The sequence below is a fragment of the Caulobacter sp. Root343 genome (assembly GCF_001425745.1).
GTDB lineage: Bacteria > Pseudomonadota > Alphaproteobacteria > Caulobacterales > Caulobacteraceae > Caulobacter.
In genome coordinates this window covers 634,123-656,868 of record NZ_LMDF01000007.1, presented here as the reverse complement: position 1 = coordinate 656,868, position 22,746 = coordinate 634,123, and the positions used below count along the sequence as shown (strand labels likewise).

The window sequence follows — 22,746 nt, the reverse complement described above, 5'->3', positions numbered from 1 at the left end:
GCGTCTAGCCCGGTGCGCGGGCGTCAAGCGCCCGGTTGACCGCCAGCACATTGACGCGCGGCTGGCCGATAAAGCCCAGCAGGCGGCCCTGCACGTGGGCGTCGATCACGGCTTCGACCTGGCTCTTGGCAAGACCGCGCGCCTTGGCGACGCGGGCGGCTTGGAGGTGGGCGTAGGCCGGCGAAATGTCGGGATCCAGGCCCGAGGCCGAGGTGGTCACGGCGTCCGCCGGGATGACCACGCCGGGGTTCTCGGCCCGCAGGGCGTCGGCGTCGGCCTTGACCCGCCTGGCCAATGCTTCGTTAATCGGTCCCATGTTGGAGCCGCCGGAGGCCGAGGCGTCGTAGCCGGCGCCGGCCGCCGACGGCCGAGGATGCAGGTACTGGGGCGCGGCGAAGGCCTGGCCGATCAAGGTCGACCCGACGACGGTTCCACTGGTGTCACGCACCAAGCTGCCATTAGCCTGGACGGGAAACGCCGCCTGGGCGACGCCGGTGACCGCCAGCGGATAGGCAAGGCCAAGGAGAACGGTGAACAGGCCCATCAAGACCAGAGCCGGGCGAAAATGGGAGAGCATGGCTGTGTGAGTCTCCGAAGGGTTCAGCTTAGGCCAAGCCGAGGGCGGATACGATCAGGTCGATCAGCTTGATGCCGACGAACGGCGCGACGAGACCGCCCAGGCCATAGATCAGCAGGTTGCGCGACAGGAGCTTGCCGGCTCCGACGGCGCGGTACTTCACGCCGCGCAGCGCCAGCGGGATCAGGGCGACGATCACCAGGGCGTTGAAGATCACCGCCGACAGGATCGCGCTCTCCGGGCTGTGCAGGCGCATGACGTTCATCGCGCCCAGAGCCGGAAGCGAAACCACGAACATCGCCGGGATGATGGCGAAGTATTTCGCCACATCGTTGGCGATCGAGAAGGTCGTAAGGGCGCCGCGAGTGATCAGCATCTGCTTACCCACCTCGACGATCTCGATGACCTTGGTCGGGTCGCTGTCGAGGTCGACCATGTTGCCGGCCTCGCGGGCCGCCTGGGCGCCGGTCTGCATCGCCACCCCGACGTCGGCTTGGGCAAGGGCCGGCGCGTCGTTGGCGCCGTCGCCGCACATGGCCACCAGCCGGCCCCTGCCCTGCTCCTCGCGGATCAGGCGCAGCTTGTCCTCGGGCGTGGCCTCGGCCAGGAAGTCGTCCACCCCGGCCTCCGAGGCGATGGCGGCGGCGGTCACCGGATTGTCGCCGGTGATCATCACCGTGCGCAGCCCCATGCGGCGCAGGTCGGCGAAGCGCTCCTTCACGCCGGGTTTGACGACGTCCTTCAGGTGGATGACGCCGACCAGGACGCCGTTCTCGCTGACGGCCAGCGGCGTGCCGCCGGAACGGGCGATGCGGTCCACGGCGGCGGCGACCTCGGCCGGAACCATCTTGGGGTCGAGGGCCAGGCTCCGGTAGACGGCGTCCACCGCGCCCTTGCGCCAGGACATCGGCCCTCCGTTTCCATTCGGGGCGTCCAGGCCCGACTGGCGGGTCGTGGCGCTGAAGGCGATGGAGGTCGCGCCGGCGGGGACCTCGACGACCAGTCCCAGGCTCCGCCCCAGCTCGACGATCGAGCGGCCCTCCGGCGTCTCGTCGGCTAGCGAGGCGCTGACAGCGGCGCGCAAAGCGGTCTCGGCAAGCACGCCCGGGGCGGCGATCACCTCGGTGGCCATGCGGTTGCCGAAGGTGATGGTGCCGGTCTTGTCCAGCAGCAGGGTGTCGACGTCGCCGGCGGCCTCGACGGCCCGACCCGAGGTCGCCAGGACATTGACCTTCAGCAGGCGGTCCATGCCAGCGATGCCGACCGCGGACAGCAGTCCGCCGATGGTCGTGGGAATGAGCGTGATGAACAGCGCGCCCAGCACCAGCGGATCCAGCGCCACGCCCGAGAACTTGCCCAGGCCCAGCAGGCTGACGACCGCGATCAGGAAGATCAGGGTCAGGCCCGCTAGCAGCACGGCCAGGGCGACCTCGTTGGGCGTTTTGCGCCGGTCCGCGCCCTCGACCATGGCGATCATCCGGTCGAGGAAGGTCGAGCCCGCCTCGGCCGTGACCCGCACCTTGATCCAGTCGGAGACCACGGTGGTGCCGCCGGTGACGGCCGAACGGTCGCCGCCGCTCTCGCGGATCACGGGCGCGCTTTCGCCGGTGATGGCCGCCTCGTTGACGCTGGCCATGCCCTCGATGATCTCGCCGTCGGTCGGGACGACGTCGCCGGCCTCGACCAGGATGATCTCGCCAACGCCCAGCTTGTGGGCCGGGGTCGGGATGATGGTCCCGGTCTTTTCGTCGATGATCAGCTTGGCCTTGGTGGTGACGCGGGTGGCCCGCAGGCTGTCGGCCGCCGCCTTGCCACGCCCCTCGGCGACGCTTTCGGCCAGGTTGGCGAACAGCACCGTGGCCCACAGCCAGGCCGCGACCTGGATCGCGAAGCCGGCCGGCTGCCGGTCGGCGACCGCGGCGACCGCCGAGAGGGTCGACAGCAGGGCGACGATCCAGGTGGTGAAGATCACCGGATTGCTGGTCAGTCGGCGCGGATCCAGCTTGGCGAAGGCGTCCTTGGTCGCCCGCAGCAGGACGGCGGACGAGAGGCCGCCGGCCAGGGTGGTCGACTGGCGCCGGGTCTCGCCGAGGGTGGGTTCCAGGATGGTCATGTCAAATCGCCTTTGCGATCAGCGGTGTCAGTGGGCGGCGGCGACCAGGGCGAGCGCCTGGAAGTGCTCGACGATCGGCCCCAGCGCCAAGGCGGGGAAGAATTGCAGGCCGCCCAGGATCAGGATCACCCCGATCAGCAGACCGATGAACAGGCCGCCGTCGGTGGGCATGGCGCCGGCCGACGGCGCGAGCTTGGGCTTGGCCGCCAGGGCGCCGGCGATGGCCAGCACCGCGACGATGGGGACGAAGCGGCCCAGCGTCATCGAGATCCCCAGGGTGGTGTTCCACCACGGCGCGTTGGCGCTCAGCCCGGCGAAGGCCGAGCCGTTGTTGGCCGTGGCCGAGGTATAGCCGTAGAGGATCTCCGACAGGCCGTGCGGGCCCGCGTGCATCAGGCCCTTCAGCGCCTCAGGCAGAACGGCGGCGACCGCCGAAAAGCCCAGCATAGACAGCGGGACGACCAGCACGGCCAGCATGGCCAACTGGATCTCGCGCGCCTCGACCTTCTTGCCGAGATATTCTGGCGTGCGGCCGACCATCAGGCCGGCGACGAACACCGCCAGCAGAGCCATCACGACCATGATGGCGATCCCCGAGCCGATGCCCCCCGGCAGGATCTCGCCCAGCTGCATCAGGAACATCGCCACCGCGCCGCCCAGCGGCATCAGGCTGGAATGCATGGTGTTGACCGAGCCGCTCGAGGCGCCGGTGGTCATCGCCACCCAGGCGGCCGCAGCCGGCGCGCCGAAGCGGACCTCCTTGCCCTCCATATTGACCGAGGCGTCGACATGGGCGGCGACCAGGGCCGGCGCGGCCTGCGTCTCCGTGACATAGACCGCCGCCGCGCCCGCCGAGAGCAGGATCATGGCCGCCGCCACCAGGGCGCGGATGTCCTTGCGCGCCAGGGCCGAGCGGCCGAAGGCGAAGAAGGCGGCCCAGCCCAGCATGTTGATCGACACCGCCGTGATCAGGTCGGTCAGCGGCGTCGGGTTCTCGAACGGGTGGGCGGAATTGGCGTTGAAGACCCCGCCGCCGTTGATGCCCAACTGCTTGATGGCTTCCTGGCTTGCGGTGGCGAACAGGGCGATCTTCTGCGGCGCGCCTTCCAACGTGGTCGCATCGACGCTGGCGGCCAGGGTCTGGGGCAGGCCCAGGGCCACGAGCACGATCGCCAGCACCAGGCTCAGCGGCAGCAGCACGTAGAGGGTGGTGCGCACCAGGTCGGCCCAGAAGTTGCCGACGCCCTCGCCGCGATTGGCGACGAAGGCGCGCGCCAACGCCGCCGCGATCGTCGCGCCGGTGGCGGCCGAGACGAAGTTCTGCACGGTCAGCACCAGCATCTGGCTGAGCGTCGACATCGTCGTCTCGCCGCCATAGCTCTGCCAATTGGTGTTGGTCACGAAGCTGGCGGCGGTGTTGAACGCCAGGTGCGGCGAGACCCCCGCGAAGCCCTGCGGGTTCAGCGGCAGGACGCCTTGCAGGCGCAGCACGGCGTAGACCAGGACGAAGCCCACGGCGTTGAACGCGAGCAGCGCGCCGGCATAGCCGTGCCAGGTCTGGCTTTTCCTCGGGTCGATCCCGCCGGCCGCATAGAACAGGGCCTCGACGGGCTTGAGCACCGGGTCCAGCCAGGTGCGCTCGCCGTTCCAGACCCGAGACATGTACGCGCCCAAGGGCCAGGCGATCGCGACCGCCAGGCCCAGGGTCAGGGCGATCTCCGCCCATCCTTGCCAATTCATGGCCAATCCTCTTGGGGAACCGTCAGAACTTGTCAGGTCGCAGCAGGGCCGCGACCATGTAGGCCGCGACGACGATCGCCCCGGCCGCCCACAGCACGCTCACCAGCATGGTCAGACGCGCCTTAGCGCCATGGCGAAGCCGGCGAAGGCCGCGAACAGCCCCACCCCCAGCGCCAGAAAGATCAGATCAGCCATTCGCCGCCTCCGTTCGAATAGGCGGCTTGAAGACCACGGCGGCGCGTAAGCGCGCCATGCGGGAAGGGCCTCAAGGCGTAAGGGGGGCGTAAAGACCGCGCACGCTTAGGCTCGTCGTCAAACAACACGAGACGAACCCGTTGCTCAATGGACCTCGAGCGATCACCGCGCCCTCGATGTCTCAAGCTCTTCGCCGAGCCCTCAAACCCCCGCCTGGCGACGTGCCGATTTACAAATCAATCCGCTCGGACATCTTGAGAGCGTCATCGACCTCGATGCCGAGATATCGAACCGTGCTTTCGAGCTTCTGATGTCCGAGGAGAAGCTGGCAGGCCCGCAGGTTGCCGGTCTTTTTGTAGATCAGCGCAATCTTCGTTCGCCTGAGACTGTGGGTTCCGTAAATCCGAGGCTCAAGGTCGATCATCGACACCCATTTGCCGACAAGCCGGGCATACCGCCGAGTACTGACATGCTCGCCCCGCCGACTACGGCTGGGAAACAGCCAGTGGTCGTATCGGCGACCGCGGACCTTGAGCCACACAGCCAGCCGCCTTACTTCGGCAATCTGATCGAAGCGATGACCACTGCGCTGGTGGCGACCAAGCGGCGCTGGGCGAGCGGCTTGCGGATGTCACGGCCTTTGTGACCGTGACGGACAGCGACGACGCCGAGGAAATCGAGAACGCCTCGGCTTCCCGCATCAACGCGGCCGATCTTGCCGGCCGTTTCTTGCACCGCTTCGGTTGAACCGCGGCCAGGGATTTAGGATCGAAGATGGGCAAGTATTTGCAAGTTGTGGAGCCCTACTATTCAGGGGAGTACGCCGCGATCAGCGATGACGGCGCTCGCTCGCGCGTCGCCGAAGCGATGACGGCATATGAATATCGACTTCAGAAGGGGAAGGTCGCCTCTAGCGGAATCGGCAAGGTGATCCTGATCGCCCCGGCCGCGGAGCGCCAGGTCGAAGACTTGGTCGACGTGCTGCGCTACGAACATCCGCTGGGTGAGCATCCCGAAGTCAACGCCCTGCCGTCTCTCCATGCGCGCTTTGTCGGCGAGGCGCATCACGCCTTGCGTGAGCTGGGGGTGGACCGCGGATGGGATCTCGACGCGCTTGAGGCGGTCTATCGCCAGGTGGTGGACGCCGACTATCGGTTCAACGGCGTCTGGACCAAGCCCAAATGGAACGCCCGCAGGACCCGCGCCGTCGGGGTCGAATGGCGGACAGGCCGCCAACTCGAGCTCGGCTTCACCGTTACCGCCAAGGGCGGTGAGACGCGCTGGGCGCCGTTCCTCGCCTCGCCGATCGGCCTGGGCAAGATCGACACGGCGGCGGGCAAGCTCGTCTGGCAAGACGATCGCCACGCCCTGCTTTGGCACAGTAACAAGCGCGACCAATGGCGGATCGACACCGAGACCTTGCAAGTCGACTTCCTCTACGCGCCCGCCGAGGAAGGCAATCCGCACGGACAGTACCAGCTTGGTAAAATGTATTTGGACGGAAATCAGTGGGTTGGCGTCGATCCCGTCCAGGCTCGATACTGGTTGGCGAAATCGGCCGACCAAGGCTTCGCGCGCGCCAAGCGACTCCTGGAAGAGCTCTGAGCGCGATCAGCGCTGTGCGGCCGAGCTCAATTCCAGCGAAGGTTCCGATATCTATTTTCGGCGACCTGCGCCGACGCTCGCCGTTGAAATCGGTGAAGGTCACGCGTGAGCAACATGCAGACCTCGCCCCCCTCCCACCCCAACATCCATGGAACGGCAAATGACCCCCGCGGAAAAGATCATCGAGTACCTGGAAGGGCGCATGCCCCTTTCCGACTTCTACACGCGGGTTCTGCACGACGAGGCATTGCAGACGTTCCTGGAGCAGGATGCGTCCATTCCGCCCTATACCAATCCGGGCAATCTGTTCCTGTACATCATGGATCAGGACGTCTCGGAGCCGGCGACCGACATTGGCCTGCGGGACGCGCTGTCGAAGCTGCTGACAGCGCTCGGCGTCGAACACCAAAGCGACACGTCCAGCCGCAAGAACTACGGGCTCGCTCTGGATGCTTCACCCGCTTGGCTCTCGCTGCCGGAATCTTACATCAAGACGCTGATCGCGGGCTTCGAGACCTTAGGCGGCAAACGAGAGAAGCTCGCCTTCGCGAAGGACAAGATCGCCAAGGACTTCCGCTATCTTAACAAGCCGCCCAAGTGGCTCCAGTCCCCGTCCTGGCCCTTCGACGGCGACGCGCCGCTGCTGTTTGTCGGGCAGCTCGACGCCTCGGGCCTCGCACACGACACGGCGCAGATCTATGTCTTCTTCAACGCGCGGGATCGCGGCATCCAAACCTTGATGCAAGTGGCTTGACGGTCTTCCCTTATCGGGGTGGACCTCGGAAACCAGCCGCGCGATGGGCCATGATCGAAAGGAAGCGCGCGTGGATTGGAACGCAAAGGTAGAGAAGCTTCGCACGGCGACGATCGCAACGGCTGACGCGCTGAGGTCATTGCTCGAAGGCCAGCGCCTCTACGCGATCTGCCTTCAGACGGCGGACGACGGCATGAGTGTCGGGCTCTGCGCCAACACCGAGGAGGGGTACGCCGAGAAACGCGCTTCCGAAGCCGAAATCGAGGACATGACCCCGGAATACTCGGCCTATCTGCGCTGGGCCCCCGCCGAGTGGCGGTACGAGATGTTTGGCGACGACCACTTCGCGGACGTCAATCGCGACCTCGCCGCGGCAAGCGCCCATTCGGACAAGGGTTTCAGCCTCTATTTCGACCACCTCATTGACGCAATGATCGATGCGCTCGCCCATCTGCGGGCCGAACGGGCGCAGGCGCTCGAAGCTGTTACGTTGTTCGTGACGATCTCCGACAGCGAAGAGGCTGAAGCGGTTGAGCGGCGGTCAGCCAATCGCCTGAATCCGACAACGCTCGCCGGCGAGTTCGGCCGCCCCTTGGACTAGGCGTTCGCCTGGAAGGGCGCGTGTCCTCGTCCGAGCCGAACAAGGTGCTGCATCGCGTGATCAGGAACCGCGCCGCGGGAGGCCGGCGACGAAGCCGTCAAGCGACGCGGCTCGCCGGATATTGAGCTCATAGACGCAAGCAAGCCGCCAATGCTCATGCGCTGTCCCGATCGACCCGCCGGCCAGCGCGGACGCGAAACCGCATTCTCGGGTGCGAAAGCGCAGGAACTCGGCATTCGACGTCGCCAAGGCGCTCCGAGCCTGCGCCCGATGGCGAACATCTTCATCCCAGTTCTCGATCCGCGCCGCTGCTTCCCTCTCGGCCTTGGCGAGGCGGGCCGCGCTCTCCCCAGCATAGGCCTTAAGGCACTTGCCGAAGGCGACCTGAGAGAAATTTTGCAAGCTGCACATGTCCCGGACTTCCGCCTGCGAAGACGGCTCGACCTGGGAAGAAGCAAGCAGTAGCCCGACTAGAATTAGTGCTGGCATGAAACCCCCTTTTGATGGCCGCGCGACGCTCGCGCTCCATTCGTACGTGGGAACGTTCCCAGCCCGCTAGCGTCTGCTAGGACCCTTAGGGGACATTGGGCCAGTCCGCTTTCCGGCGAACGGGCCCAATGCCGGCTCAGAGGTTGATCTGCTCCAAGTTTTCCAACTGGTCGCCCATTGCGTCAAAGAACCTTCTGACGTTGCTCTCCAGACTTCCTGTGGCCGATCAAACCACGCGTAAGGGCAAGCGGAAAACTCTGTCGCCAGCCCTTACGCGCTGCTGATAATCGGGCCCGAGCCTCGGCTTGTCTTCAGCCTGATACCTTGCGATTGAAGGCGACCATCGCTTCACGTTCGAACGCCAAGCTCCCATCGACGAACGCCTGGGTGATGAGTTCAAGGTTGCGGGGCGAGCGGGCCTTATCGGCAGACGAAAGCGCCTTCGCCACGCCAGCGGCATCGAGTTCCGTGCAATAGGCGGGCGCTCCCGGCTGGAAACGCCAGGATTCCGATATAGGGCCAGCGTCCACGGCATCGAAACCCGTTTCGTCGACAAGGCGCGCCACCACGGATTTAGCAGCCGCATCATCTCCAGCGATCGGTATGGCCAGTCTGGAAGCTGAGCCATTTTTCGAGCCGGCTTCGGCGAGAGTGAAGGACAGAAGCGCGTTCCAGGCTTTCACAAGGGGCCGTCCCACTTGCTCGCTGCTCCAGACGGTTTCCAGCTTTCCTTCTTCCACCTCTTCAATCTTGCCGTCCCGCATTGGGTAGTAGTTGGATGTATCGACGATGATCACGCTCGCGGGAACATCAGCGAGCACCGGCGCGAGTTCTGGATTTCGAGCAAACGGCACGGAAAGGATGATCACATCCACGTCTTTGACGGCATTGTCTCGGGTGACGGCAGCGATTGCCGTACCATCAACGATGTCCCCGAGAGTCTCCGGCCCCTTTGAGTTGGCCAGCTTCACGTCATGGCCGGCCTTTACCAAGAGCTGAGCCAGAGTTGCCCCGATATTTCCTGCGCCGATGATTCCGATTTTCACTAGATACTCCGATCATGAGAGTTGCTTCGCCGTCGGAAATAACGATAGCTGGGGAGATCGCAAGAACTCACCAAAAGGTGGGATACACACCAAAAGGTAAGTGCATGGATCATGATTGCCATAACCAGGACCCGAGACAACAGCTTGTCTGGGCAGCGGCAACGAGCGAGACGCTCCGGGTGCTCGAAGGCAAGTGGAAGATCGCGATCATCGTCCAACTCTTCGCGGCAAAAGCACCAGTGCGGTTCTCCGAGTTAGAGCGGCGCGTCGAGGGTGTGAACCAAAAGATGCTGATTCAGCAGCTGAAGGAGTTGGAGAAGGACGGCATCCTGACGCGGACCGTCTATCCCCAGGTTCCACCGAAGGTGGAGTACAGGTTGACCGACAAAGGATACGCGCTCGGCCCGTCGATCGAAGCCTTGGTCAATTGGGCGTTCGAGCAGGGATCGGTGAAAACCGAGATTACCGAGCCGGCTTGAGGTTAATAGGAGCGTTTCCGGACGCGCGACATCGTCGCCATCGATCAAACGCCAGCCGAGTTCAAGACCCCCTCAGTCTCCAACGCTGGTGGAATAAGTTCTCCCGCCGCCGCCCGCTGAGGTGACTTGCTGCTGCCTAACGGCATCGATTTTAGCAACAACATAACGCGCTGTTTCGTGCTCATCGGCTCAACGCCGGGGTCCGCAATCCACCGTTGGCGGCCATGAGCCGACGTTGGCGACCTCGCCGGAAGCGGACACTCGACACAGCCTCGAGCCAGTCCAGACCTCCGCCATAAAAAGCGATCCCCGGGGCAAGGGGAGACCCGAGGATCGTGAAGTTCGATCGGCATTGAAACGGACGTCTTCAGCCCGGCGCGGCGTCTCGCACCACGCAGCGGAAGCCGACATGGCTGGTGGCGCTCTCGATCGTCTGCGGGATGCGGGCGGCGGGCCGATAGCGCTGGCAGTAGTTCTCGGCGCACAGGTGCGAGCCGCCCTTGAGCACCTTGCGGGGGATCGGCGTCTGGGGCTGGGCCGGATCCAGGCTGCCCTCCATGGGGCCGCCGCGCGGGTTCGCGGGCGCGCAGCAGCCCGGCCCCTTGGGGACCGGTAGCGACCACCAGTCCGAAGTCCACTCCCAGACATTGCCGATCAGGTCGTAGACGCCGTGGCCGTTCGGCGGAAAACGGCGAACGGGCGAGGTGCGTTCGAAACCGTCCAGGCGCAGGTTCTCGCCCGGAAAGGCGCCTTGCCAGTAGTTGCACATCATCCGGCCCTCGGGCGCGAGCGCGTCGCCCCAGGCGAACTCGGCGCCTTCCAGCCCGCCCCGCGCGGCCAGCTCCCATTCGGCCTCGGTCGGCAGGGCCTTGCCCGCCCAGGCGGCGTAGGCCTCGGCGTCGCGGTACGAGACGTGGACCACAGGGTGGTCCTGCAGGTTCAGGGTCGAGCTGCCCTTGCCGTACGGCTTTCGCCAGTGGGCGCCGAAGGTGAAGGCCCACCATGACAGCGGCTCATCGAGCGACACCGGCCCCTTCGGCGCCTGGAACACCAGCGATCCGGCCTTGGCCATCGACGCGGGCATGCCCGGATAGTCGCGCGGGTCGGGCGCGATCTCGGCCTCGGTGACGTGGCCGGTCTCGCGTACGAAGGCGGCGAACTGCCGGTTGGTGACCGGGGTCTCGTCGATCCAGAAGCCGTCCACCCGCACGCGGCGGACCGGCGCCTCTTCCGGATAGAAGCGGTCCGACCCCATGGCGAAGTCGCGTTCCTCGATCCTGATCATTCCCGACGTGGCCGGCGTCTCGCTCATCTCCGCCCTCCCCTTCCGCTCACTGACGCCTGGGAAAGTAGGGCTGGCCCTTCTTCTCGGCCTCCAGCTTGGCCGGGGAGTCGGGGAACAGCCCGTCGAAACGGTCGACAGGGTTGGCCGGCCGCAGCCACGTCTGCGGGAATTCGGCCGCCTTGGCGCCGTCGAGGCTTCGGAACACCTGGCCCTGGCTGGCGCGCTCGGTGAACGGCACCGCGTGCTGGCCCTTGGCGTTGGCGAGTTTGGCGAACAGCGCCTTGCGCAGCTCGATCTTGGTCTGGAGGTAGGCCGGGTCGTCGATGAGGTTGTTCATCTCGTCGGGATCCTTGGCCAAGTCGTACAGCTCCTCGAGATCCCAGATCCCATGGTACTGAATGTACTTCACGCGACCGCGCTCGATGGCGAAGGTCGTCGGGGTCTGGGGGAACGTCCACTCCCAATAGTATTCGTAGACGAAGTCGTCCTCCGCCCAGTCCGCGGGTTTGACCTTGCCCGTGGCCAGCGGCAGGACGCTGCGGCCCTCGAACTGCGGCGGCCGCGCCGCGCCGGCGGCGTCCAAGAAGGTCGGCGCCAGGTCGAGGTTGCGGACCCGGTTCTCGACCACCGCGCCTTTCGGGAACCGTCCCGGCGCATAGGCGACCATCGGCACGCGGATCGAGGCCTCGTAGGCGTCGCGCTTGTCGATCAGGCCGTGCTCGCCGAACTGGAAGCCGTTGTCGCTGAAGAACACCAGGATGGTGTTGTCCTCCAGGTGGTTGGCCCGCAGATAAGCCAGCACCCGCCCGACGCTGTCGTCCACCGGGCTCAGGCCGCGGTAATACTCGCGCACGTAGTCCTTCAGCGGCCGGTCCTGGTTGTAGAAGAAATCGACGCCATGCCAGCTGTTGCGCTGGTTGCGCACCCACATCGGCTTACCGCGATTGTTTTCGGGCGTGTCGGCCATGCTGGCCGGCAGCTTGATGTCTAGATCCTTGTACTGGTCGGCGTAGCGCTCCGGCGCCTTGACGTCGGAATGCACGGCCTTGTGCGACAGATAGAGGAAGAACGGCTTGGACTTGTCGCGGCCGTGCTCCAGCCAGTCCATCGAATAGTCGGTGAGCTCGTCGGTGATGTAGCCCTTCTGGGGCACGGCCTTGCCGTCGACATTGAGCATATTGCGCTGACCAGCGGCGATCTGCTGTGGCGTCAGGCCGTCGGTCGGGAAGTAGTTCCCCTGCCCAAGGAAGCTGATCCACCGGTCGAAGCCAGCCCGGGGGCCGTCGCTGGCGTCGCCCATGTGCCACTTGCCGACGAAGGCGGTCTGGTAGCCGGCGTCCTGCAGGTACTTGGGGAAGAAGGTCAGCCCGGCTTCCGACGAGTTGTTGTTGTCGACCACCCCGTGGTTGCGCGCGGTCATGCCGGTCAGGATGGTCGCCCGGCTGGGCGAGCACAGCGACGAGGTCACCACGGCGTTGGGGAAATAGACCCCGTTCCGGGCCAGGAAGTCGATATTGGGCGTCTTCAGCCCCGGCGTCAGAAAGCCCATGGCGTCGTAGCGCAGGTCATCGACCAGGATGAAGACGATGTTGGGCCGCGTGGCCGGCGGCGGTTCGGCGCGGGCGGCGCACGCCCAGACCGCGGCCAGCAGCGCCGTCACGAAGGCGCGCACGGCGGACATCAGGGATCGGGTCATGGGCGCTCCTGGGCGCTGGCGGCGGGCTTGGACGCCCAGCCGCGCGGATTGGCTTCCGCCTCGGCGCGGAAGGCGGCCAACCGCGCGGCCAGGTGCTTGGCTTCGTCGGGATGCTTGGCGCTGACGTCGTGGGACTCGTTGTCGCCGTTCAGGCGATACAGCGCCGGCCGGGCCCCGTACGGCGCGGCGGTCCCGGTCGGGGCCAGCGGCCATTTCTCGGCGATCATGGTCCGGTACTTGAAGTCCGTGTCGCGCACCGCCTGGAACTCGCCCGAATAGGCCGTGACGTAGTAGAGGACGTCGTGGGGCGAGGCCCCGCCCGCCAGCAGGCCGGCCATGTCGCGCCCATCGATGATGCGGTCGGCCGGCGGCGCGATCCCCAGCATGCCGAGCAAGGTCGGGAACAGGTCGATGTTCATCGCCATCGCCTCGCTGACGGTCCCGGGCTTGGTCTTGCTCGGCCAGATCACGAAGCCCGGCACCCGCATGCCGCCCTCGTAGGTCTCGCCCTTGCGCCCGCGCAGGTCGCCGACGCTGCCACCCTGGTCACCGCCATTGTCACTGGTGACGATGACGATGGTGTCGTCCGCGATCCCCAAGTCGTCGATGGCCTGCATGATTCGACCGACGTTGGCGTCCAGGTCCTCGACGACGTCGCCGTAGACGCCGCCTTCCGACACGCCTTGGTGCTTGGGGTTCGGATAGTGCGGTAGGTGCGGCGCCGTGTACGGCACATAGGCGAAGAACGGCTGGCCGGCGCTGGCCCGCATGAAGCCGATCGCCTCGTCGGTGAAGCGCTCGGTCAGGGTGCGCTGGTCGGTCTTGTCGGCCGGGGTGTCGACCTTCGTCCCGCGATAGATCGGCAGCGGGGTCATGTCGTTGCTGTAGAGCACGCCGAAATAGTCCTGGAAGCCCAGGTCGGTCGGGCGATGACCGGGCGCGTCGCCCAGGTGCCACTTGCCGAAGGCGCCGGTCCGATAGCCGGCCCGCGCCAGCACCTCGGGCAGCAAGATCTCGTCGGCGGGAATGGCGTTGGCGTAGCCGGCCGAGCGGCGGATCCGCGCCATCGGGTTGTCGCTCGGGAAAAAGACGTGGTTGGCCGCCCGCGAGCGGGTCGGATAGCGCCCGGTCAGCAGGGCCGCGCGCGACGGCGTGCAGACCGGCGAACCCGAATAAAACTGGGTCAACTTCACGCCCTTGGTCGCCAGGGCGTCGATATTGGGCGTCTGGATCAGGCGGTTGCCGTACGAGGACAGGTCGCCGTAGCCGAGGTCGTCGAACAGCAGCACGACGATGTTGGGCCGCCGCCCGGCGACCGGCCGGATCGCCGACAGATAGGCCTGTTTCTGGGTCAGGTGCTCGGGCGCCGGCTCGGCGTTCATCGCCGCGGCCTTGGTCAGGGCGGCGTTGGCCTTCAGCGCAATGTCGAGCTTGGCTTGGCCGGTCTCCGGCACGGTCACCAGCTGGCGCGCGCTTGCTAGCCCCATGGCCGTGACCTGCACCTCGTACTGCCCGGCCGGCAACCGCGGCAGATCGAACGCCCCGTCCCGCCCGGTCGTGTCGCCGCGCAGCAGATCGTTGATCACCACCTTGGCGCCGGCCACCGCCGCGCCATCCGGTCCGACCACCTTGCCGGTCACCTCGCCGGCCAGGGACGGCGACGCCAGCGCCAGGGCCGCCGCGCCGATCAGCCAGATCGCCTTGTTTCTCATCGAACGCCTCACGTCACCAATCGGGAAAAGTCGGCGCCCGCGCGTCGGCGGGCGCCTCACGCGTCGTCAGTTGAACTTCGCCGACAGCCGCAGGCCGTACAGCCGAGGCGGGGCATAGAACGCCGTGCCGTTGGTCGTGACCCCGGTCGTGGCGTTGGCGTTGGAATTGGTGCGGACCGCCTTGTCCTCGAGGTTGCGGACATAGGCCATCAGCGACCAGCGCCCCTCCCCGCTGGCGTAGGTCAGCGACAGGTCGGTCTTGGTGAACGCCTTCTGGCGGTTGCTGGCGAAGCCGTGGAACTCGAGTTCCTTCTCGCTCTCGTAGTGGCTCTGCACCCGACCGGTCAGGTTGGCGCCGTTGGCCAGCTCGAAGGTATGGGCGTAGCCGGCGGTCAGGCTCCAGGTCGGCGTCCGCGCCATGTGGCAGCCGGCGAAGTCAGCCGCGCGCGGCGACGGCAGGGCGTAGTTGGCCGTGTAGCAGCGATCGACCGAGGCGTTGCCGGCGTAGTTGACGAAGGGGTCCCCGAGCGGCAGCACGAAGGTCTCGTAGCGGGCGTGCAGCCACGACAGGTTCAGATCGACAACGTCGGCGCGGGTGAACTTGAAGTCGCTCTCGACCTCGACGCCGTAGATCACCGCCTTGCCGGCGTTGCGGGTCACCAGGGCGTTCTGGCCGGCGATGTTCTCGACCGCCGAGACCTGGAGATCGCGGTACTCATTGTAGAAGCCGGCGACGTTCAGGCGCAGCCGACGGTCCAGGAACCGGTTCTTCGACCCGATCTCGTAGGCGGTGATGTGCTCGGGCTCGTAGGCGTTCGGCGGCAGGCCATCGAAATAGCCGCCAGCCTTGTAGCCGGTGGACGCCTGGGCATAGAGCATCGAGGTGTCGCTGAGGTCGTAGTCCAGGCCCAGCTTCCAGTTGGTCGCGTTCCAGGTCTCGTCGGACAGGTTGCGCACCACCAGCGACAGGATCGAGAAGTCTGGCTTAAGCAGATAGGTGTTGCCGTTGCGGCCCTTGTGGTCGTGGGTGTAGCGCGCCCCGGCGGTCAGCCTCAGCCGCTCCGTCGCCGAATAGGTCGCCTGGCCGAACGCCGCGACCGATCGCGAGAAGATGTAGGGCTGGAAGAACGCCAGGTAGTTGCCGTTGGCCTGCAGGATGCGGGTGTCGGTCGCGCTCTTTTCCTTGAAGGTGTAGAGCCCGGTCACCCACTTCAGCTTGCCGCTATCGGCGCCCAGGCGTAGCTCCTGGGTCTCGCTCCAATTCTCCTGCGTCTGATAGGTCGGACGATGGTTGTCCGAGGCCAGGTTCTCGGTGACCGTGTTGACGTCCATCTCGCGATGGCCGCCCAGATAGGTCAGGGTCGCCCAGTCGAAATCGTAGTTGGCCTCGACCGTCAGGTTCTTGAACGTGTTGTCCTGCGAGATGTTGACCTTGGCGTTGGTCGCGTAGGGGTCGCCGGTTTCGAGCGGGAAGGCCACGTCGGCGAAGCCGGCGCCGCCGCGATGCAGATAATCCCCCCGCACCAGGATCTTCAGCCGATCGTTGGGCTGATAGAGCACCGACAGCCGGGCCGAGGAATCGTCCTGGTCGTTTCGGTCGTTGCCGCCCGTCCCTGGGCCCTTGTTCACCGCCTTCAGATAGCCGTCGTGACGGGTGGTCTGGAACGCGGCGCGCACGGCCAGGGCGTCGCCTAACGGCACATTGACCATGCCGCTCGTGGTCAGGGCGGAGTAGTTGCCGATCTCGACGTCCGCCGCGCCTTCGTAGACGTGCTTGGGCGCGTTGGTGATGATGTTGATGGCCCCCGCGGTGGCGTTGCGGCCATAGAGCGTGCCCTGAGGGCCGCGCACGACCTCCACCCGGTCGAGGTCGTAGAACAGCCCGCTGATCGCGTTGGCGCGCGAGACGTAGATGCCGTCCACGTGCACGGCCACCGCCGGGTCGCCGACCACCGTGGTGTTGGTGCTGCCGACGCCGCGCATGAACACCTGGGCGTTGCCGCCGCCGCCATTGCTGATCTGCAGGCTAGGCGCCTGGCTGGACAGGTCGACGATGTTCTTGACGCCCTGCTTGGCCAGGGACTCGCCGGTCGCGGCCGACACCGCCAGCGGCACCGACTGCACCGTCTCGGCGCGGCGCTGGGCGGTGACCACGACCTCCTCAACCTGGATCGGCTCGGGCGCGGCCCCGGCCCGGACCTGGGCGGGCGTCGTCGCCGGGGCGACGGCCTGGGTCGCCACCTTGATCATCTCGGGCCCGTCGGCGCGGACCACCGCGAAGCCGTTCTGGGCGCGGACGAACGTCAGGCCGGCGTCGCGCAGCAGGCGGCGAAGCGCCGCCTCGTCATCGTAGGTCCCGACGACCTCGACCGACCGGCGGCCGCGGACGCGATCGTCCGTGAACGAGATCGGACGGCCGCTCTGCAGGCCGAACTCCTTGAGGGCCCGTGCCAGGTCCTGGGACTTGATCTGGTACGCGCGCGCCTCGGCGTGGGCTCCCGTCGCGACGAGCGCCGCCAGGGCGCTCCCCATCAGCCACGGCGCGACGCCGCCCCTCGAACGGTGGATCATCTTGGTTCCCTCCCCACGGCATGTTGGCTGCCGTTTCAGGGTTAGAGTCGGCCCAGTCGAAACACCTCAGCGACAGGACGAAAAATTTCTGGCCGCCCGCTCAAGGCGCCGCCAGGGCGTAGCGCGCGGTGGGCGCCCGGCGCGCCAGGCCCAGCGCTTCGGCCGAGGCGATGAAGGCGTCCGGATCCGATGACGGCAGGACGGCGCTCATTCGCCGCCCGGCCACTTCGGGGGCTACAAGGATCGGTTGGACGGAATAGCGATTGAGCTCGGCGGCGATCACGCCCAGCGGCGCGTCATCGAACACCAGCCGGCCCGACGTCCAGCCCTCGGCGCTACGCGTGTCGGTGCGACTGAGGTTCCAGCCGCCCTCGCCCGCCACCAGCTGATAGCCGGCGTTCATGTCAACCGAGGTCGCCGGGCCGGCCGTCGGGGCGTCGGAGCGCACCCGGACCCGGCCCTCGACCAGCACCACCTTGAAGCTGGCCGGCCTCAGATCGACGTCGAAACGGGTGCCCAGCGCCGTCACGCTGTGGCCGCCGGCTCGCACGATGAACGGCCGCGCGGGATCCTTGGCGACCTTGAACAGCGCCCGCCCCCGGATCAGCTCCAGACGCCGTTCCTTGCCCGGCGACCAGGCGCGCAGCTCCGAATTGGTGTCCAGAACCGCCAGGCTGCCGTCGGGCAGGCTGACGCTCATCGTCTGCCCCACCCGCGTGGCGTAGACTGTCGGCTTCGGCGCGACCACGTCCATCACGTAGCGCCCCGCCTGCCAGAGAGCCGCGCCTCCCAGCACCAATGCCGCGCAGGCGGCGACCAGGCCGAAGAGGCGTCGCGCGCGACGCTGGCCGACCGCGCCCTTGGCCTCTTCGCGCAGGCGCATCAGGCGCGGATCGCATCTCAGCCCTTCCAGGTCGCTCCACAGGTCGCCGGCCGCCTCGAACGCCGCGCGATTTTCCGGATCGGCGTCCAGCCACGCCTGGAACGCCGCCTCGTCCTCGGGTGGCAGGGCGCCAACACGGCGGCGGGCGAACCAGTCGGCGACCTCGGTGGCGCGGTCTCGTAGCGGGCCGGTCATTGGTCGCGGGCCTTGCGCAGGAACAAGGCCTTCAAGGCAGCCATCATGTGCTTCTCGACCGCGCTGACCGAAATGCCCAGCTCACGGGCGATGCGCTGATACGTCATTTCCTCGAAACGGTGCAGCAGGAAGACGTGCCGGGTGCGCGGCGGCAGGTCCTCGATCACCGCGAACAGGCTCTCCAGCCCTTCCTTGCCGATCAGCGAGCGTTCGGGCGTCACCTCGTCGCTCGGGCCCAGGCCCTCGAGATCGTCTACCGTCCGCCAGGGCGCGCGCCGACGATGCTGGTGCGCCAGGACGCTGGCGGCGACGACGAAGATATACCGTTCCATGTCCTGTACGGCCGCTGGATCGCGCAGACTGAGCAAACGCGCGAAAACCTCCTGCACCAAGTCGTCGACCTGGCCCGCCGGCGCACGGCGCCGCAAATAGCGTCGTAGGCCAGGCTCATAGGTCAGCAGATCCAGCGTTGCCGGCTGCGGGACCTTGAGAGGATCGGACGTCATGAATCCTCCGGACGGGGAACACCGTAAGGCTAGAGCCCCAGAATCCGAAAGACCTCACCCCGGTTTATGATTTTTCGGTCCGTGTGCGCCAGAAACGGAATCAAGCCTCGTTCCGGAAACACGACGTTCAGTTTGCCGGGCGATCAGAGAGACGTGCCATCGGGGGCCTAGGAGGATCTGTCTGACGCATCAAGGCTATCACCCGCGACGGCAAGAACCGACGCCTATCGCAGACGCTCAATTCGAACGGTGATCGCACCGGGCCGATCGAAGATCGAGACATCGCCCGTGACCTTGCCAAGGACGACAATGCCAGGCTGCGGAACCTGGCCCTTGCGATAATAGACCACGAAGTCGTCGGAACCCCACAGGCCCAGGGTTCCGGCGGCGAACGCACGCCGTCGCGCGGCGGCCGGCAGGGGTTCCGGCAAGGCGCCAGTCTTCTCCTGCCGCAGGTGATCGCGCATCTGGAGCGTGACAGGCAGGCTCCGGACGAGGGCGCGCGTGGCGGCGTTGTCGACCAGTTCGGCGGTGACCTTGCCCCATTCGGAGGCGATTACGATACGGTCTTGGGCCATGGCGTTTCCGGTCGAGGCAAGGGCCAGACCGGCGGCGAGCAACAGCGAACGGTGCATGGTGGTCTCCTGGTCCTTTTGCAAGGGCGGGAGCGCCGGACAGGCCCGACGTTCCCGCCCAGGCGAGCCGCTCTATGCGGCCAGGTGTCGCCGGAAGAAGCCGGTCAGCTTGTCGAACGGGATCAGGTCCACGCGGTCGTAGAGATCGACGTGGCCGGCCCCCGGGACCCACACCAGTTCCTTCGGCTCGACGGCGCGCCGATAGGCCTCGGCGCTGAACTCCCTGGAGTGGGCCTGGTCGCCGCTGATGAACAGTATCGGGCGCGGCGAGATCGTTTCGATGTCGTTGAACGGGTAGAAGTTCATGAACTTGACGTTGCTGGTCAGCGTCGGATGCGTCGTGGTCTGGGGCGAACCGCCGACGGGCGTGAACTCGCCGCGGGGCGTGCGGTAGAAGTCGTAGAACTCGCGTTGGATCGGATCGGTGTCGGCCGTCAGGCTGTGGGTCGTGCCGCCGGTGTATTCGGTCTTGCCGCCTTCGAACTCGGCGTAGCGCTGCTGGGCGGCGGCGGCGATGATCACTTTGCGCTGGGCCGGGGTCAGGGAATGGTTCAACGCGTCGCGGTTGGCCGCACCCATGTCGTACATGCTGACGGTCGCGATGGCCTTCATTCGGGGATCGATCTTCGCCGCGCTGATCACGAAGCTGCCGCTGCCGCAAACCCCGATCGCGCCGATGCGCTCACGATCTACGAACGGGCGCGTGCCCAGAAAATCGACCGCGGCGCTGAACGCTTCCGCGTAGAAGTCCGGTGAAACCGCGTTGCGCGGCAAGCCTTCGCTCTCGCCCCAGAACGGCAGGTCCAGGGACATCGCCACAAAGCCCTGTTCGGCCATCTTGGTGGCGTAGAGGTTGGCGCTCTGCTCCTTGACCGCCCCCATCGGGTGTCCGACCACGATCGCAGCGGTCTTGGCGCCCTGATCGAGGTCCTTGGGCAGGAAGAGGTTTCCCGCCACCGTCGTCTGGTACTGGGTCTTGAAGGTGACCTTGCGCACGGTCACGCGGTCGCTTTTGTAGAAGTTGTCGGCATGGTCGGGCATGGGCTGGGCCTTGGCGCTGGAGGACAGGGAAGCCGCGCCGAGCACGGCGAGGCTGGCTCCGGTGAGTTGCAGCAGGATGCGGCGGTCGAATTTCGTCTCGTCAGGTCGCATGGACGTCTCGTTGCATCTGAGGTGATCCGGGCGTGCTGAATGCTCCGGCGATGGCGGCGGCGACCAGCAAGGCGGCGCTGGCCGAAAAGGTGGCGCGATGGCCGCCGGCGTCGAACAGCAGGCCGCCGCCGGCCGCGCCCAGGGTGATGGCCAGTTGGATCACCGCCACCATCAGCCCGCCGCCGGCGTCGGTGTCGTCAGGCAGCGTGCGGGCCAGCCAGGTCCACCACGCGACCGGCAGGGCGGTGGCCACCAGGCCCCAGGCCATCAGCAGGATCGCGATGACGACAGGCCAGGCGTCGGCGAGGAGCAGAGCCAGGACCGCGGCCGCCATCAGCAGGGGCGCGGCGATCAGCACGCGGCGCAGACCCTTGCCGATCACGCGGCCGATCAGGGCCGTGCCGGCCAGGCCCGCCACGCCCATCAACAGCAGGGCGAACGATAGGGCCGAGGCGTTCAGGTGCACGACCTGCTCAAGGAACGGCCGCAAGTAGGTGAACAGCGCGAACTGGCCGGCGAACAGCAGGGCCAAACCGAGTAGGCCGGCCTTGGCGCGCGGCCGTCTCAGCACGCCGAGCAGGCTGGCCGGCGCGCCGGGCGGGGCGTGCATCGTCGGGACCGACAGCCACTGCCAGGCGAAGGTGGCCAAGGCCAGTGGTACGACCAGGAAGAAGGCGCCGCGCCAGCCGATGAACTGGCCAAGATAGCTACCCAGCGGCGCGGCGATCATGGTCGCCAGGGCGTTGCCGCCGTTCAGCACCGCCAGGGCGCGCGGGACATCCTTGCCGGGAACCAGCCGCATGACGGTCGCCGCCGACAGCGACCAGAAGCCGCCGATGACCACGCCGATCAGCGCGCGCCCGGCCATGAACAGCGGTGCGTTGGGGGCCAGCGCCACCAGCAGGCCGGAGACGCCCATCAGGGCGGTCAGGCCCAGTAGCAGGACGCGGCGATCGACACGGGCGAGCCGACCGATGGCCAGGCTGGTGATGACGGCGAAGAGGCCGGAGATCGAGATCGCCTGGCCGGCCATGCCCTCGCTGAGGCGCAGGTCGGCGGCGATCGGCGTCAGCAGGCTGACTGGCATGAATTCCGACGCGATCAGGGTCGCGACGCAAAGCGTCAGGGCGAAGACGGCGCTCCAGCCGCCTCGGGCCTGGGCTTCGGCGTCGGACTGCAAAGCGGTGGCGGCGGGCGTTGTCATGGCGCGGAAGATAGGCCCTCAGCGCGAAGGGTCGATCCGCCGCGACCTAATCGCGGTGTTGAGCTTAGCTCATCGCAGGGCCTTAAAGACCCAGCGGACGTTGTTGGCGGATGTGCTCGATCAACAGCCGCAGCCCGGTCGGCAGCTGACGCCGGCCCGGATAGTAGATGTGAAAGCCTGGCCCGACCGGCGACCAGTCGTCGAGCACCGTGCGCAGGTCGCCGCGCGAGACGGCCTCTCGGACGCAAGGCTCCGGCACGTAGGCAAAACCCGCGCCCTGCATGGCCAGGTTCAGCGCGAAGGCGGTGCTGTCGATCATGATCGATCCGGATACGGCGACGGCGATCTCTTCGTCGCCGCGCTCGAACTCCCAACTGTAGACGCTGTCATCGCCGAGCCGGAACCGCAGGCATCGATGTGCGGTCAGGTCTCGCGGATGCTGCGGCGCGCTATGGCGTTCGAGATAGGCCGCCGAGGCGACCACGACCCAACGGATATCGCCTGACAGGCGCTGGGCGATCATGTCCTGGGGCGCCGTTCCCCCATAGCGGATCCCGGCGTCGGCGGCGGTGGCGACGATGTCGACGAGCTTCTCGGTGATCACTACCTCGATCTCGATGTTCGGGTAGCGCTCGGTGAAGGCGGGCAGCACCGGAGCGAGCAGCAGGGTACTGGCATGTTCAGGCACGTTGAGGCGAATGCGGCCGGCAGGATCATCGCGATAACGGTTCAGTCCGTCGGCCGCCGTGTCGATGGCGTCGAACGGCCCTAGGATCGCGGCTTGCAGCTCTTCGCCGGCGGCGGTCAAGGTGACGCTACGGTTGGTCCGGTTCAAGAGCCGCACGCCGAGGCGCGCCTCCAGTCCCTTCAGGGAATGGCTCAGGGCTGAGGCGCTCACGCCGAGCTCCAGCCCCGCCCGGCGGAAATTGCGGTGCTTGGCGAGGGCGAGGAAATAGCTGAAGTCGGCCAGATCGCCGCGGCTCAAGGTCATGGAGCAAGCCTGCGCTCACCGGGCCGAAGTTGGCAACTCTGTTGAACCTGACTCATCGCGCGGCGCGAGCAAGAAGATAGCCCGCAGCCCTCGTATCGCGGTCACAGGCGCCCCTCATCACGCAGCTGGATCCGGGCGGCTGTGCGCCAACAGCAGACGCTGGCTTGCTGCCAAGAACTGGACACTCAGCCCCTGCGTTGTCCGGTGACCTGCCAAAGGCAGTTCGGCGGGACTTATCTCCGACCAGGCGAGAACCCCACCTCCCCCACATTGGCAGATCCGATGACGCACGCGAATTTCGCGCGACCAACTCATGT

19 protein-coding genes and 1 pseudogene are annotated in these 22,746 nt (G+C 66.7%); 4 read left to right on the top strand and 16 right to left on the bottom strand.

Annotation, left to right across the window (positions count from 1 at the left end; translation table 11 throughout):
- Window positions 1-4: 4 nt before the first annotated feature.
- From kdpC to ASC70_RS15580, 4 genes and pseudogenes are all read right to left on the bottom strand, one after another.
- On the bottom strand, window positions 5-577 hold the full coding sequence (gene kdpC / locus ASC70_RS15595; protein ID WP_056051589.1) for a potassium-transporting ATPase subunit KdpC: 573 nt from the start codon (window positions 575-577) through the stop codon (window positions 5-7).
- Between the two features lie 28 nt (window positions 578-605).
- A complete protein-coding gene (gene kdpB / locus ASC70_RS15590; RefSeq protein ID WP_056051587.1) occupies window positions 606-2,690 on the bottom strand; it encodes a potassium-transporting ATPase subunit KdpB in 2,085 nt (694 codons plus the stop codon).
- Between the two features lie 27 nt (window positions 2,691-2,717).
- Entirely contained in the window at window positions 2,718-4,430 is a 1,713-nt protein-coding gene (gene kdpA / locus ASC70_RS15585) for a potassium-transporting ATPase subunit KdpA (protein ID WP_056051585.1), read from the bottom strand.
- Window positions 4,431-4,854: 424 nt separating this feature from the next.
- Window positions 4,855-5,172, bottom strand: a pseudogene (locus tag ASC70_RS15580) (tyrosine-type recombinase/integrase); the annotation flags it as partial.
- Between the two features lie 227 nt (window positions 5,173-5,399).
- Between ASC70_RS15580 and ASC70_RS15575 the strand changes: the two are divergent.
- From ASC70_RS15575 to ASC70_RS15565, 3 genes are all read left to right on the top strand, one after another.
- Entirely contained in the window at window positions 5,400-6,230 is an 831-nt protein-coding gene (locus ASC70_RS15575; protein ID WP_056051581.1) for an SEL1-like repeat protein, read from the top strand.
- Between the two features lie 160 nt (window positions 6,231-6,390).
- Window positions 6,391-6,984, top strand: a complete 594-nt coding sequence (locus ASC70_RS15570; protein ID WP_056051579.1) for a hypothetical protein — start codon at window positions 6,391-6,393, stop codon at window positions 6,982-6,984.
- Between the two features lie 70 nt (window positions 6,985-7,054).
- Complete coding sequence (locus ASC70_RS15565) at window positions 7,055-7,585, top strand: DUF4303 domain-containing protein (RefSeq protein WP_162247229.1); 531 nt, start codon at window positions 7,055-7,057, stop codon at window positions 7,583-7,585.
- A gap of 60 nt (window positions 7,586-7,645) precedes the next feature.
- Here the strand turns inward: ASC70_RS15565 and ASC70_RS15560 are convergent, their stop codons facing one another.
- Entirely contained in the window at window positions 7,646-7,996 is a 351-nt protein-coding gene (locus ASC70_RS15560; RefSeq protein ID WP_056051575.1) for a lysozyme inhibitor LprI family protein, read from the bottom strand.
- 389 nt (window positions 7,997-8,385) lie between these two features.
- A complete protein-coding gene (locus ASC70_RS15555; protein WP_056051573.1) occupies window positions 8,386-9,120 on the bottom strand; it encodes an NADPH-dependent F420 reductase in 735 nt (244 codons plus the stop codon).
- Between the two features lie 104 nt (window positions 9,121-9,224).
- Here ASC70_RS15555 and ASC70_RS15550 point away from each other — a divergent pair, with 104 nt between their 5' ends.
- Window positions 9,225-9,599 carry a helix-turn-helix domain-containing protein gene (locus tag ASC70_RS15550; RefSeq protein WP_056051572.1) on the top strand — a complete coding sequence of 125 codons (375 nt, stop codon included), beginning with the start codon at window positions 9,225-9,227 and terminating at the stop codon, window positions 9,597-9,599.
- 367 nt (window positions 9,600-9,966) lie between these two features.
- Here the strand turns inward: ASC70_RS15550 and ASC70_RS15545 are convergent, their stop codons facing one another.
- The 10 genes from ASC70_RS15545 to ASC70_RS15500 form a co-directional block, all read right to left on the bottom strand.
- Window positions 9,967-10,911 carry a formylglycine-generating enzyme family protein gene (locus ASC70_RS15545; protein WP_056051570.1) on the bottom strand — a complete coding sequence of 315 codons (945 nt, stop codon included), beginning with the start codon at window positions 10,909-10,911 and terminating at the stop codon, window positions 9,967-9,969.
- 19 nt (window positions 10,912-10,930) lie between these two features.
- Window positions 10,931-12,580 carry a sulfatase gene (locus ASC70_RS15540; protein WP_056051568.1) on the bottom strand — a complete coding sequence of 550 codons (1,650 nt, stop codon included), beginning with the start codon at window positions 12,578-12,580 and terminating at the stop codon, window positions 10,931-10,933.
- Window positions 12,577-14,292, bottom strand: coding sequence for a sulfatase-like hydrolase/transferase (locus ASC70_RS15535; protein WP_056051566.1), 1,716 nt, complete (start codon window positions 14,290-14,292; stop codon window positions 12,577-12,579). Before ASC70_RS15535 ends, ASC70_RS15540 begins: the two co-directional genes overlap by 4 nt.
- 66 nt (window positions 14,293-14,358) lie before the next feature.
- Window positions 14,359-16,863: a TonB-dependent receptor gene (locus tag ASC70_RS15530; RefSeq protein WP_235519414.1), complete on the bottom strand. Its 2,505-nt coding sequence runs from the start codon at window positions 16,861-16,863 to the stop codon at window positions 14,359-14,361.
- A gap of 100 nt (window positions 16,864-16,963) precedes the next feature.
- On the bottom strand, window positions 16,964-17,941 hold the full coding sequence (locus ASC70_RS15525; protein ID WP_056051564.1) for a FecR domain-containing protein: 978 nt from the start codon (window positions 17,939-17,941) through the stop codon (window positions 16,964-16,966).
- Window positions 17,938-18,447 carry an RNA polymerase sigma factor gene (locus ASC70_RS15520; protein WP_056051562.1) on the bottom strand — a complete coding sequence of 170 codons (510 nt, stop codon included), beginning with the start codon at window positions 18,445-18,447 and terminating at the stop codon, window positions 17,938-17,940. The genes ASC70_RS15525 and ASC70_RS15520 overlap by 4 nt, the downstream gene beginning before the upstream one ends.
- A gap of 224 nt (window positions 18,448-18,671) precedes the next feature.
- Window positions 18,672-19,082: a cyclophilin-like fold protein gene (locus ASC70_RS15515; protein ID WP_056052818.1), complete on the bottom strand. Its 411-nt coding sequence runs from the start codon at window positions 19,080-19,082 to the stop codon at window positions 18,672-18,674.
- Window positions 19,083-19,154: 72 nt separating this feature from the next.
- Window positions 19,155-20,234, bottom strand: coding sequence for an alpha/beta hydrolase (locus ASC70_RS15510; RefSeq protein WP_156396225.1), 1,080 nt, complete (start codon window positions 20,232-20,234; stop codon window positions 19,155-19,157).
- Window positions 20,224-21,438, bottom strand: a complete 1,215-nt coding sequence (locus tag ASC70_RS15505; RefSeq protein WP_056051560.1) for an MFS transporter — start codon at window positions 21,436-21,438, stop codon at window positions 20,224-20,226. Before ASC70_RS15505 ends, ASC70_RS15510 begins: the two co-directional genes overlap by 11 nt.
- A gap of 82 nt (window positions 21,439-21,520) precedes the next feature.
- Window positions 21,521-22,429 carry a LysR family transcriptional regulator gene (locus ASC70_RS15500; protein WP_056051558.1) on the bottom strand — a complete coding sequence of 303 codons (909 nt, stop codon included), beginning with the start codon at window positions 22,427-22,429 and terminating at the stop codon, window positions 21,521-21,523.
- Window positions 22,430-22,746 lie beyond the last annotated feature (317 nt).